Annotated in this window: 8 protein-coding genes; all 8 read right to left on the bottom strand. The window is 62.8% G+C overall.

Translation table 11 applies throughout. The features are described 5' to 3' along the window. Window positions 1–152 precede the first annotated feature (152 nt). On the bottom strand, window positions 153–2,951 hold the full coding sequence (locus tag METAC_RS0114345) for an NACHT domain-containing protein (protein ID WP_156898225.1): 2,799 nt from the start codon (window positions 2,949–2,951) through the stop codon (window positions 153–155). 1,314 nt (window positions 2,952–4,265) lie between these two features. Continuing rightward, window positions 4,266–5,219, bottom strand: a complete 954-nt coding sequence (locus METAC_RS0114350; RefSeq protein ID WP_026607580.1) for a DUF2493 domain-containing protein — start codon at window positions 5,217–5,219, stop codon at window positions 4,266–4,268. Window positions 5,220–5,555: 336 nt separating this feature from the next. Further along, window positions 5,556–6,596 carry a DUF7146 domain-containing protein gene (locus METAC_RS0114355; RefSeq protein ID WP_026607581.1) on the bottom strand — a complete coding sequence of 347 codons (1,041 nt, stop codon included), beginning with the start codon at window positions 6,594–6,596 and terminating at the stop codon, window positions 5,556–5,558. A gap of 2 nt (window positions 6,597–6,598) precedes the next feature. Continuing rightward, window positions 6,599–10,945: a strawberry notch-like NTP hydrolase domain-containing protein gene (locus METAC_RS0114360; RefSeq protein ID WP_026607582.1), complete on the bottom strand. Its 4,347-nt coding sequence runs from the start codon at window positions 10,943–10,945 to the stop codon at window positions 6,599–6,601. A 169-nt stretch (window positions 10,946–11,114) separates the two neighbouring features. After that, window positions 11,115–11,711 (bottom strand): DUF6927 domain-containing protein, encoded by a 597-nt coding sequence (locus METAC_RS0114365; protein WP_026607583.1) that lies wholly within the window; start codon window positions 11,709–11,711, stop codon window positions 11,115–11,117. Between the two features lie 78 nt (window positions 11,712–11,789). Then, window positions 11,790–12,479: a hypothetical protein gene (locus METAC_RS23765; RefSeq protein ID WP_245257492.1), complete on the bottom strand. Its 690-nt coding sequence runs from the start codon at window positions 12,477–12,479 to the stop codon at window positions 11,790–11,792. A 141-nt stretch (window positions 12,480–12,620) separates the two neighbouring features. Then, complete coding sequence (locus tag METAC_RS0114375) at window positions 12,621–12,983, bottom strand: DUF6915 family protein (RefSeq protein WP_026607584.1); 363 nt, start codon at window positions 12,981–12,983, stop codon at window positions 12,621–12,623. 10 nt (window positions 12,984–12,993) lie between these two features. Beyond that, the gene (locus METAC_RS0114380; protein WP_026607585.1) at window positions 12,994–13,473 is read right to left on the bottom strand and encodes a DUF6878 family protein; all 480 of its coding nucleotides are present in this window, start codon (window positions 13,471–13,473) and stop codon (window positions 12,994–12,996) included. Between the last annotated feature and the right edge of the window lie 43 nt (window positions 13,474–13,516).

Raw genomic sequence — 13,516 nt, forward strand, 5'->3', positions numbered from 1 at the left:
AAATCCGTAGAACCGAGTCTCCCACACACGACTACAGCGCGGAGGATAGCCATCGATCTATAGCAATTTTTGGAACTGCCCGTTCGCTCCAAGCCAATCATCGAGGCAACGAAGCTATCGTTCGAGGTGCGCCTTGAATCATTGTATGGCGCTCAGATTTCCTCGGCAGTTGAGAGGGGCGGGCTGGTTCCTTCACGTAAACCGGCTGCGGTTACATTTTTCTCGGCAGTGTAGCTTGGCTTCAGTTTCGGCCAAAGGTACCGGACCGCCCGCGCGTATAGTCGACCCAAAAAGCGGATGTCCAAATTCACGAAACACATCTCACCCGCCTTCGTTAGTGCCAGCCCTCCTGCCACTTCGGCCGGAAGTTCATCAGAAAGTCCCGGAAGTGCGGTCGCTTCAACAACCCAGTCCCGGCTCAACGCGCCCGCAAAGTCATCAGACAGAGTTCGCAAAGACTGGAGAAGGTGCTTCCGCAGCAACGTTTGCGGCTGAAACGTGTGGAGGCACATGGTAAACAACTCAGTCACTTGTGTGTTGTCTGCATCAAACTTTGGGTCTCCTGCAGCCATCTCTAGGTTTTCTTGCCAATTGACGCACCCAACCAATCCCACCGCAGTCAAATAGCTCTGTATAGAGTCATGAAAGAATCGGACTGTGTGGGGATTTCCCGGGTCAGCTGGATTGACTTCTGCGGCTACGACGAGATCAGCTCCCATCAGCGCAGACAGAAGCTCTTTCGAGTCCTGCGAGGCGGTTGCAAATCGTATTCGCCGCTCACCAGTTTCCCAGTAGGTATCCAAGCAAAACTGCACGGCAGCGTCAGTACTCACCCCTTTGTTGGCCAAAATCTGATTAACGGCGGCGGCGTAAACATCCCGTATGGACTGCATTTCCGTTCCACGAGCCAAAAGTGCTAGACGAATCAGGATTGGCAAATAGGTGCCATCCTCGTCCCGACACGCGGCCCTGACCTCTGGAGTCAGATTGTCGAAGGACCTCCCGTAGGCCTTCACAAAATCTCTCAAAGTCTCATCGCTTAGCCTCTCAGGCTCGATCACTATCCACGATGCAGCCGCCTGCTCAATCACCCCAATGTGGGCTTTGCTCGGACGGGTAGATAATAGTAACGGGACTGTCATGCCGAAGGTGGCGAAATGCTCACGCAAAGTCTTAGCCGTGACTGTCGATTCTGTCAGCCCGTCAAGAACAAATAAAAATGCACCCGATCTTGCACTCGCTCGCAAGAGCGAGTCAGAGAAGCCGTCTTGTCCCAACGATTCTCGCATGCGGTCGTAGAGCGTAACTCCGTCCCCATCGCAGATAACGGGGATTGGCGAACGAGGATCTTTATTAGATCTTTCAACCATTAATCTTAGGACTTCTCGGACCAGCGCGCTCTTTCCACGACCGCCCGGAGCCTCAAGGATAATGCATGTCCGCTCATCGGAACGGTCAGCTGAAAAGGCGTTGCATATCCGCTCTGCTGGTGAAGCAGCGTCCCCCTCTAAGTCTATGTTGCTACTTTCCTTGATTCTAATCGGAACCGGCGTGTAACTTTCACCGTTCGCCTGCTGGCGCTCCCTCTCGATTCGATTCAGAAGTCGAGCGGAGTACGCAGCAAACAGCCTTCTTCGAACTGTGGGAATTGACGTGGCAAGACCTGCAAAGGGCCGGAATGGATCGAGGGGTTCAAGTTCTCTGAACAGCGTGGGCGACATTAGCCCCAGAACCGACCCCGCCAAAAGCGAGGCCCCGAGCAAGCCCACAAGGACGCCTGGATCCAAAAAGTCCTTTCCGACCCAAGGCGCGCCAATGGACCCAATGTAGAGGACGTAGCGGGTGAAGGTCTGCGGGCTTCCAGCAAGCCGCTTGGTGACCAGAGCGACAAAGCAGATGGCGAAAAAGACTAATACAGCGCGAAACCAGGGTCGGGCGAGAAGGGGCTCAGGATTCGTAAAGACAACTCCCGTCCAAGTCCACGATACGTTCGTGCCAAGCGGGTCCGAAAGAGTAACTCGGATCGAAGCCGCGCGGCCGTACTCGATGCGAGCCTTTGGGTCTGAGTCTTGCCCGGCGACGGCTTGAGCGAGAGGATACCTCTCTTCACCATTCGTCAGACTTGGCGTTACCCACTTCCGTTGGTGACCAGAGCCTTCTTCAGTGATAACAACCTGAAATGTTGCTTGGTCGTCTAGCAAACCCTCGACAGGTCTTGGGCCGAATTTGAGATCTCCGGAATCGCTGTTCGGTGCAAACGATATCGGACCGTCTGGAAGTGAACCAGTTGTGAGAGTGCTCCCTCCTAGTTGCAGCGCGGGACCAGGCATGCTCGCTTTCATGTCGATCAGGTAGAGCCCACCTCTCACATCGTTTGCGAACGCGTGCCGTCCATCGCGCAACGGAACAACGTCGGGCAAGTCAAGCTGATGTTGGAAAAGTGGTTGTCCGGAATTTATTGGCGCTCCTTGGCTTCGGTCCCAGTTAATGATTCCGCGCCCAGCGGCGTCATCCACATAGTTAATTAGCCAAAGGTGCCCAATGTCATCTGGCACAACCGTTGGCGCAACGAACCGGTTGACATCCTTCTCATCGTGACTCGCCAACAAGGCAAGGTGACCTATAGTTCCTGCTTCGAAATGGAATGCAAAGTCACGAGCACGAACGACAAAGGAGTGACTCGTTTGGTCCGGGAATACTTCAACAACGCCGCCTTCCATAGGATCTTGCCAAGGTGCTAAATCAACACCTAATTCGATCGTCTTCCCGACCTCTTGCACAGGTTTATCCCGCGGCAAATATATGACGTGCTGATCGTCGAGGTTTACCCCTAGCTGTGCAAGGTAACCGTCCTTTCCGAGAACTACTATGTTGTCTACAAGCGTATCCTGGAGCGCTGGGATTGGTGTGATTGAATTGGTGCCGGCGTCGAACAGCGAAGCCCCGCGCAAGGGTGACAGCGACTCCTTCCGGCCGCCCCAACGAGGGGTCGGGAAACCAATGGCCCTTGTGGCGTCAAATGGGCGTAGGGTCATTTGTGACGGCGGATTAAGCTCCAGCGGGAGGTAGCTAGCCGTCGCGGAGGCACTTTCGAGAGTCTTTTGGACGTCCACGAAATAGACAGAGGTGAGACCAGATCGGAGCCAAAAACTTCTAGCGTCGGGTGTGGGTATGATCTCAGTTATTCCATCGTGTCCTGTGGCCTGTAGTGCAGGGCCGAGAGCTAGTCTAATCGGTATGGCGCCTACGCGGGGATCTACGAGGTAGCAGTGCAGCTTATTGCCCGCATCGATAATGCCAGCGGTCACAAGCGTCGAGCCAACAACTCGTTCATCTCGATTACCGAGAAACTCAACCTTCCACGGTCCATCCAGTTTCGTGTGGCCATTCGCAAGGAAGTAGTAGTCATTCTTAAGCCAAACGGTTCCCTTCTCCTGACTAGGCTCCCGCTTTTCGGCGTGAATCCAGGTACCTTCCGAAGTTTGAAAAGTTCGAATCTGATCATAACCCGGCGGCAGTAGAAGTTCAGAATGGGAATCTCCTGACGAGAGCCCTACCAAATATGCATTAGAGGGCGCTGAGGTAGTCCCGTCGTCTACAATTACAAGGCCACGGCGTTTGTCGCCGGCGGGAAAGATTCCCCAGCGGGGTTCGATGTTCGGCAGGAACGGTGTCTGCGCATTCAGCGTGCGCCCAGACGAATCGAGGAGCCAGACGCCCTTTTTTCCGACCTCCCAAGCCCATGCGTGTGTTCCATCCTCAACCGCACTGACGCGCCAGCGTCCGCCTCTTATCTTCGATACGAGCCATCCAGATTGAGAAAACGTCACCTTCTCCTTGTCGGAAGTCGCCGGTCGGCAAGCAGACAGGCCGATAAATGCCAAGAAAGCTACGGCTGCAACCGTCAGGCAAAGGAGACGTTTGTGGCGCGTCATTTTTGCGCAGACCTTCTGAACAGGGTATCCCCGACACGTTTAGGTCGGCTCCCGGACCCAAGGGAGAGAGTAGCCGAAGCTTTGGTACCCCGGAAGCGTCGAATGCGCGTCGGTCTGCGACCCTAGCCGAAAGTGTTAGCGGTCTTGCTTGCCTGGGCTTGGTGCTTCGGGGTGGTTGGCCTCGGAAGGCTTTTACTCGCGTAGCCGACGCTGAGAGCCGATCTTTGGGTCGGTTTGGGAACAGAGGCAGGAGGTGCACCGACATGCGACCCCGCGGGACGACTATCCAGAACGGCCTTTGCGCGCGCGGCGCGGGTGACGCGTCCGGATCTATGATCGTGCCTTTGTGACGCGCCCCTCGCTGAAGCGCCACACCGGGATGCCGAGCATTCGTGCCTTGTCAGCGAGGTTCTCCTGAATGCCGGTGCCGGGGAACACCATGACCCCGATCGGCAGGACGTCTAGCATCGCATCGTTGCGCTTGAAGGGGGCGGCCTTGGCGTGCTTGGTCCAGTCGGGCTTAAAGGCGATCTGCGGCGCCTTGCGGTGGGCGGCCCATTTGGCGGCAATGAGTTCCGCGCCCTTCAGTGATCCGCCGTGCAGCAGCACCATGTCGGGATGCTTGGCGTGGACGCGGTCGAGCTTGTCCCAGATCAGGCGATGATCGTTGAAGTCGAGCCCGCCGGTGAAGGCGATCTTGGGTCCTGCGGGCAATAGCACCTCGTTTTCGGCCCGGCGCCTGGCGGCGAGGAAGTCGCGGCTGTCGATCATGGCCGAAGTCAGATTGCGGTGGCTGACCTTCGATCCTGAGCGCGGCCGCCAGGCCGAATGCATATGGCGCTCGAACTGGTCGGCGGCCTGGTCGCGGAAGAACTCCATGCTGTTCCTGCGCTCGATCAGCGTCTGTCCTTCGGCGGTGAGGCGTTCGAGTTCGACCGAGCGGATCTCGGAGCCATCCTGCTCCTTCTGGCTGCGCTTCTGTGCCTGCTCGTTGTCGTCGAGCTCGCGCTCGATCCGGCTGGTGGCGCGGCGGAAGAGGTTGACGGTCGACCAGAGCAGGTCTTCGAGATCGGGTTCGAGGCGGGTGTCCGCAAGGGTGACGACCAGGGCGTCGAAGATGTCGGCCACGGCGCCAGCGATGGTGCTGCCTTCGGGAAGCGGTCTCGGGTCTGGTTCGTCCTGGAAGGGGCGATAGCCGTAGAGCTGGAGTTCGGCGAGGACGTGATCGGTCGTGGATGAGGTGTGCGGCGGCTCGTAGCCGGTGTCGTCGTGTTCGGTCGTCATGGTGCTTTCCTTCGTCGGATCGACCGCGCCCATCGCGGCCTTCATGGTGACGAAAGGCGGCGGGCGGACCGGGCCTGCACCGCGCAGCGAAGCGGAAGCGGCCGAAGCAAAGCGGAGGATGGCGGGGGCCGGCTATTTTGCCTCGCGATGTAAAGGCGGGCTTGCCCGCCGACGGGAAATAGTCGGCCATCCGCCATTGCCGGGCCGGGCCGTTTGCCGCAAGGGTCGCCCTCTCAGAAGGCCGTGGGCGCGGGCCTCTCCGACAAGGCTGGAAAGCACCACGCCCGAATCCGAGATGAGACCGGCACCCCGGCAGACATCATTTCCCGTGCCGCTTCATGTCGCCAATTCCATGAAACGAGCGACGTCTTCCGGAGCGATCTGCACCCGCAACGCTGCCCGTAACGCATCGATGCCGAGCGTGCGGAGATCCTCGTTGAAGTCACCCAGTCGTGGCGACAGGGCTATCGCCTCGATCCCAGCCTCGGTCGCCCGGTCGATCAGGCTCGCCATGGCGCCGTCCCCGGCCGGATCGTTGTCGCGGGCGATGTAGAGCCGGCGCAGTGTCGCGGGGAACAGGATGGCGGCGAGGTGTGCGGCCGAAAGAGCGGCCACCATCGGCATGGTCGGCACGACGCATCGAAGCGACAGCATGGTCTCGATCCCTTCACCGGCCGCCAGGCAATCGCGCCCCACATCGAAACGAACGGCGTTGCCCAGGAGGTTGCCCATCGCTCTTCTCGGCGTGTCGATCGCCGCCTTGTCCCGCCTCAATGGGTCGAGCCAGGTACGATGTGCCCCGGTGATCTTGCCGTCGAAATCGGTGACGGCTGCGATCATCGCCGGCCAGGTCTCGGTCGGGGAATGCCGATCCGGACGGTAGTAGCAGCGTGGGTGGAAGCGGAGACTTCCGGTTCCGTGCAAAGCCGTAATGCCGCGTTTGCGCAAATACGCTTCCACGACTGTGCCCGTAATCGGCTGCGCCATGGCGAAAAGACGGCGTGCTGATTCCGGTGATCCCGCCGGTGCGGACGATGTTCGCCGGTCATGGTCTGGCTCCGGCGCCGATCTTGGTAGGCTGAGAAAGCGCTGAGCCTCATTGGCGACGTCGCGGAATTCGACAAGGCCGCGGTTCTCGCGGACGACGTCGAGGAGGTCGCCGTGATCGCCGGTTGCCGCGTCGGTCCATTTGCCGGCCGCACCCTTGCCGGATTCCAGTCCTTTCAGCCGGACGAATAGGGAGCGACCGGGCGCATTGCGAACGTCGCCAACCAGCCAGTACCGGCCCTCGCGGCGGCCGTTGGAGAGATAATAACGGCACACCGCTTCGGCATCGCGCGCGAGCCGGTGCGCCAGTTCGGCGGCACCGAGCGCCATCGTCACGCCGCCGCCCGCTCGGCGACGCGCGCAAGCGGATAGCGTTCCAGCACCTTCGCCAGGATCGCCGGGCCGGCCGCGTCGGTCGGGACGAACATCCTGAGCTTCCACGAGATGATCTCATGGAACAGGCCGTAGGCTCGCAGCCGGTCACGCATGGCGTCGGTGAAGCCGGTCAGTTCGATGCGGTTGGCGCCCATGACGCGGACGCGGCGAAGCTGAAGCCCTTCGGCAAGATCGAGGATGGTCCTGCCATCCATAAGCGCGGTGAAGGCGTCATCGGCCGACAGATTCGACGGGCCGGTTTCAAGCGCGCTGGCCACCCATGGCGGGGATACCTTGCGACCGACGATGCGTTCGCCGCTATCGGTCTGGAGCCGATAGACCCGGCTCGACTCGTTGGGGAGACGCTTCCAGATCGGCAGCAAGAGGCCGGCGACGATATGGATCTCGCTGTCGGTGAATTCCGGCACATCGGCGAGTTCGGCCGCCCATGCGCGGGCGAAGCTTTCGCGGTCGGCTTCCCGCCAATGCGTCTGTGGCATCATCGCCAGCGGCATGGCGGGATGCTCCATCGGCCGGATGAGCCGTACGCGGCGTTCGACCTCGCCATCGTCGAGCATCAGACTCGGCGCGGTAACCTGCACGGCGGCGCGGCCCGACTGGCTGTTGACCAGCAGCAGGGCGCGGGGATCGGAGAGCCGGCCCAGCGCCTCGTCGAGCGTGACCGGTCGGTTGCGCTCGCGCCGCGTGATCGTCAGCAGGCGGGTTTCCGCCGAGGTGCCGCGGTGGGTGTAGATGGTCTGCCGGCCGGTGACGACGAAGCTCTCCGCCGTCAGCGTCTCCAGCCCGACGTCGTAGGTTCCCGATGCGATCGCGCCCTCGATACGGGCGGTCAGGAGCTGTTCGAACGCCGTGAACAGGATGTTCTGCAGGTCGATGGTCAGCGCCAGCAGCCGATTGAGGAAGGTGGTGATCGGCGGCAACTCGTCGCGGATGCCGTTGGTGTCGGTGAGCTTCAGCCCCGTTGCGTCCTCGAACGCGCCCAGCGAGCACCCTTCGACCTTGCCCATGACCAGCAGGACATAGAGCTGGCGCAACGCGTCGCGCGCGTAGTGGCTCTCCAGATTGTCCTCAGGCCTGAACAGGCCCTGGCCGCCGGTCTGGCGCTGGCCCTTGGTGATGGCGCCGAGCGTGTCGAGCCGGCGGGCGATGGTCGAGAGAAAGCGCTTCTCGGCCTTCACGTTCGTCGCGATCGGCCGGAACAGCGGCGGCTGCGCCTGGTTGGTGCGGTTCGTGCGGCCAAGCCCCTGAATGGCGGCGTCCGCCTTCCATCCGGCCTCCAGCAGATAGTGGACGCGCAGGCGGCGGTTCTTCGCCGACAGTTCCGCGTGATAGGACCGTCCGGTGCCGCCCGCGTCCGAGAAGACGAGGATGCGCTTGGCGTCATCCATGAACGCCTGCGCATCGGCGAGATTGGCCGAACCCGCGCGGTTCTCGACGGCGAGGCGATCGACGCCCTCCGATCCGCATCTGCGGATGATCCGGCGCGAGCGGCCCGTCACCTCGGCCACCATCTCCGTGCCGAAGCGCTGAACGATCTGGTCGAGCGCGCCATGGACTGGCGGCAGCGACACAAGCTTCTCGATCAGCCGGTCTCGGCGGGCGACGGCCTCGCGGCTCTGCACGGGCTGGCCGTCGCGATAAACCGGCCGAGAGGAGAGATTGCCCTCGCTGTCGGTGAACGGCTCGTAGAGCTGGGTCGGGAAGCTGTGCGCCAGATAATCCAGCACGTATTCGCGCGGAGTGATGTCGACCTGGACGTCGCCCCATTCCTCGGTTGGAATCTCGGCGAGACGGCGCTCCATCAGCGCCTCGCCGGTCGAGACAATCTGGATCACCGCGGCATGGCCGGCCGTCAGATCGCGCTCGACGGCGGCGATCAGCGAGGGCGTCTTCATCGCCGTGATGAGATGGTTGAAGAAACGCTGCTTGGCGCTCTCGAAAGCCGAGCGGGCGGCGGATTTGGCCTGCGCGTTCAGCGTGCCCGTTTCGCCGGTGACGTTGGTCGCCTCCAGCGCGGCGTCGAGGTTATTGTGGATGACGCTGAACGCGCCCGCATAGGCGTCGTAGATGCGGATCTGCTCGTCGGTGAGCCGATGCTCGAGCAGCTCATATTCGACGCCCTCGTAGCTGAGCGAACGGGCCGCATAGAGGCCGAGCGCCTTCATGTCGCGCGCCAGGACCTCCATCGCCGCGACGCCCCCTGCCTCAATCGCCTCGACGAACTCGGCCCGCGTGGCGAAGGGGAAGTCCTCGCCGCCCCAGAGGCCAAGCCGCTGGGCATAGGCGAGATTGTGGACGGTGGTCGCGCCGGTCGCCGAGACATAGACAACGCGCGCGTTCGGCAACGCGTGCTGAAGCCGGAGTCCCGCACGGCCCTGCTGCGAGGCGGCCTGGTCGCCGCGTTCCCCTTTGCCGCCGGCCGCGTTCTGCATGGCATGGCTCTCGTCGAAAATGATCACCCCATCGAAATCGGAGCCCAACCATTCGACGATCTGCCGGACCCGTGAAACCTTCTCGTCGCGCGCGTCGGTGCGTAGCGTGGCGTAGGTGGTGAATAGGACGCCTTGCTCCAAACGGATCGGCGTCCCCTGACGGAAGCGCGACAGCGGAGTCACCAGCAGCCGCTCCTGGCCGATCGCCGACCAATCGCGCAGGGCGTCCTCGATCAGCTTGTCGGATTTCGACACCCAGACCGCGCGGCGGCGGCCCTTCAGCCAGTTGTCGAGCAGGATGCCAGCGACCTGGCGGCCTTTTCCGGCGCCGGTGCCGTCGCCGAGAAACCAGCCGCGGCGGAAGCGGACGGCGTTTTCAGCGTCGTCGGGCGCGGCCGACACGATGTCGAAGGTCTCGTCCACCGTCCACGATCCGGCGAGATGACCGCAATGGGCTTCGCCGGCGTTGATCACGCTTTCGAGCTGGGCGTCGGACAGCATGCCGTCCGCGACGACATTGGCGGGCAGGTGCGGCCGATAGCTTGGCTTGGGCGGCGCCACCGACGCCATCGCCGCCGATTGCACCAGCTTGGTGGGGTGAGCCTGAGAGCCGGGAATACGGATCGACTGCAATCCGTATCCTTCATAGAGCGCCTCGGTGATGTGACCGCCCTCGACCGGCGTCCAGTCGATGGTTTCATAAGTCAGCTCAACCGCCTCCGGCTCGGGCGTCGCGGCCGGGACGGAGGAAGGGCGTGGCGCAACGCGCGGCGGTCGTGCGGCGGCGGGACGAACCGTGGCCCGGGTGATGACCGGCGTGGCGAGCGGGAGCCTTGGCGGAACAGAATTCGCGATCCAGCCAAGCAAGGTTGCGGCATCGGGGGCGCAACTGTGCAAAGCCGGAAACGCCGTAGGATCGGGCGCGGGCAGACGGTCGATCACGGTCAGGCGCGTGTCGATGGTCGTGCCATGCTTGGCATAGACCGATCCATCGATGGCGGCCGAGAACACGATGCGCCCGCGCTCCTGCAGCCGGATGAAGGCATCGGTCCACATCGGATTGTCGGGCCCGCAGTTCGTGCCGGTGATCGCGACCAGCCGGCCACCCTCGGCAAGACGCGCGAGCGCCGAGCCGACATGGCGCAGGGCCGCGTCGGCCATGCGGCGATCAACATTCGCGAGCGCAGAGAACGGCGGGTTCATGAGCACCACGCTCGGAACGACGCCGGCGTCGAGGTGATCGTGGATGTGCGCGGCGTCAAAGCGGGTGACGGCGATACCGGGGAACAGATGACCCAGCAGCCCGGCGCGCGTCTCGGCCAGCTCATTGAGAACGAGCGACGCGCCGGCGAGCTCGGCGAGGATGGCGAGCAGCCCGGTACCGGCCGAAGGTTCCAGCACGAGATCGGCGCGCGTGATCGCGGCGGCGGCGCTGGCCGCGAGGCCGATGGCGATCGGCGTCGAGAACTGTTGAAGCGCCTGGCTCTCCTCGGAGCGGCGCGTGTGGGTGGGAAGAAGGCCCGCGATCTTGGCCAGCATCGGCAGCATGGCGGCGGGAGAGGCAGTCCGCGCAAGCATGGCGGGGCCGAACTTGCGCAAGAACAGAACGGTCGCCGCTTCGCAGGCATCGTAGGCGGTCTTCCAGTCCCAGGCGCCATCGGCGTCGGAACCGCCGAAGGCGGAGACCATCGATCCCCGGAGCGTCGGTGCATCGACACACTGGCCGCGTTCGAGATGGGGAAGGATGATCCGCGCAGCATGAGCCAGCGCGTCGGCGGTCGCCGGAGCGGGCGGCGCGACCGGGAGCGGCGCGGCCGCAAAAGCGGCCGTGGAAGCGGGATTCGTCGTCATGAAGGGAACCTCGGGAGAGCCGGAACGGGTCGAACCGAGGGGCGCTCTCTCTCGACCCCAACGGCTCAAACCCGTCCCGGCAATCCTCTCCCTCTCGGGACGTCCAAGAAGAAAAGGGCCCGGCGCTGGGCGCCGGACCCTTTGATGTCGCCCGGAAGAAAACGCCTGCTCACCCCGGGGGATCGACGAGCCGGTAGGACCGGCTCTTGATGTTGGGAATCCGATAGAGGCTGCTGGAGCCGTGCGCACGAAAGAGCACGGTGCGATGGCTGCGCGGGTTGGCGATGACCTCCAGCCGCTGGAAGCTTCGGCCATCGGCAAAGCAGAGCGGTTCGTCGAAGACGATCACCTGCCCCGCGCACGGGCTCGGCTTGGCGGCCTTCGCGCGGCGGGCGGCGATGTTTTCGCGGCAGCGGGCTCGCCACTGCAACGCATATTCGCGGTCGGTCGGCGTCAGCAGATCAAGGATCTGTTCGGGGCAATCGCACTCATACGGAACCATCGATTCTTCCATATCCTTGTAGCCGAAGATGTAGCCCTGGGGGTCGCGCGGATTGTATCGAACGAGGCAGATGGCGGCCCAGACCTCGCGCGCACCGGTGGCGATGCGGACCTGTTCCACGGCGGCATAGTAGACGCGCATGCCGACCAGCGCCGAGCGCAGCACTTTCGATACCGCGTCAGGACGCTCGGAGGTGAATTGGGCGTCGAGATATTGGCGCGGGCCGGAATGGCCCTTGAGGGATGTCATGTAGAGCCAGCCCATGGCCGTCTCCTTTCGATGGGGATGAAGACGGTGCGCGCGGGGAGCGCGGCGTCGGGGTGGGTTTGAAAGTCCCTGCGATCAGCTGACCGGAGCGAGCCGTTGTTCGGCTTTGCGGATCGCCGCGAGAGCGGCGCGAAAATCGGCGGTGCCTTGCTCCTCCGACAGGTCGCTGCATTCGACGACGGCGAGACAAGCGGCGTGGATGTCGGCATCATTGACCGCGTCGGCCGTAAGACGGGTGAGCGTGGGATCGGCCTCGATTTTGTCGATCTGTCGCCTGACGGCGTCTTCGCGGATGCGGAGCAGAACATGCACGCCGTCATCGGCGGCATCTCCATCCTTCTCCGCGAGGAAATCCTCGAGGATGTCGTTGGTGGATTTGCCTACAATCGCGTCCGCCGTGATCAGGACCGCCATGCCGCCGAAGCCGTCGGGCCGCATCTTCGAGCAGGTGAAAGACGAAACCGCGGTGACGTAGCGGAGCGTGGATGAACGCCGGACGATGTCCTGGAAGATGAACTCCCAGGACGTGCCGCTGAAATCGATCTCGATCTCGGTGTCGTCGGTGGATGCGACCGCCACGCGCTCGGCGATGTACGTGGTCGCCGTGCTGTCGATTCCCGCGGATGCATCGAACGCCGCACGAAGTTCGTCGATCGAAAGCCCGATAGCGTCGGTCGGACCGAGAGATGTGTGGAAGTACACCGCCTCGCCATCCGGCTCGGCATCGAAGATGAGGCTGAGCACGAGACGTTCGAGCGGCGTCATGTCGGCGATCGGGATCGATTGCTGAATGACGGTTGGTGAGAAGTGGTCGGCCATGTCGGGTCTCCAGAAAGGCGAAAGCCCGGCGCCCCTTCGACAGGCTCAGGAGGCCGGGCTCTTCGTTGGGTTGACGTGGAAGAGTGATCAGCTGGCGGCGGCGAAGGGATCGACGTCGCGATGGATCGGCTGGGCCCGGCCCATCCATGGCTCGGGGCGGATGCAGCGCACCCAATCCGCGAAGCTCGGGATGAAACCGAGGTCCTCGCGCACATGCTGCTCGCCGATCAGCCGCACCGGCACCACACGGCCGGTCGAAATCGTGATTGTCGGGCCAAAGAAGCGCTCCAGCATGAAGATGCCTTCGGCATGATGGCGTAGCGCTCGGTGCCGGAAATCAGCGGTGATGGCTTTCGACTCGTCGAACCACTGATGCAGCGGCAGATAATCCTCGGGCGCGCCGCCCCATTTCTTCACCGAGGAAAGCGCGTGATGATAGCAATGTCCCATTGTCGCCTCCTCAGAATACGTGCTGGGAATAGTCGGACTCCATGTGCCGCTCATTGTAGTCGAGCGTGATGGTCCGATCGGCGACGTCGAAGATGAAGTCGCCATAGGCCCCGTCGCTGTTCTCCCAGCCGTCGTGGGTTTCCTGGAGAAAATCGTAGGCAAGCCGCTCGATTGCGTCGCGGACGGACATCACCGTCCGTTCGGGCTCGGCGTGGCCCCAGACGGCGGCGGCGATCTCGACATTGCCCGGCGGCAAGGCAGCGACCTCGTCGCCGGCCTTGGCTTCGATGTCCTCGATCTGTCCGCTGTCGCCATAGCCGTCGAAACGGACGGTGACGATGGTGAGGCCGGCAGCGGCGAGCGCATCGAAGACGACCGCCTTGTTCGCGGGACGCAGTTCGGCGTTGAGGCGATCATGCTCGCCGCGCTGGACATCCCAATAGGTGAGCGTCGGGGCGGCTGTTGGGGTGATGGGGGACGGCTCGGTCATGGCATGGCTCCGAAAGCGAGAAAACCCGGCGCGATGGCCGGGC

This window comes from Methylocapsa acidiphila B2, assembly GCF_000427445.1.
Classification (GTDB): domain Bacteria; phylum Pseudomonadota; class Alphaproteobacteria; order Rhizobiales; family Beijerinckiaceae; genus Methylocapsa; species Methylocapsa acidiphila.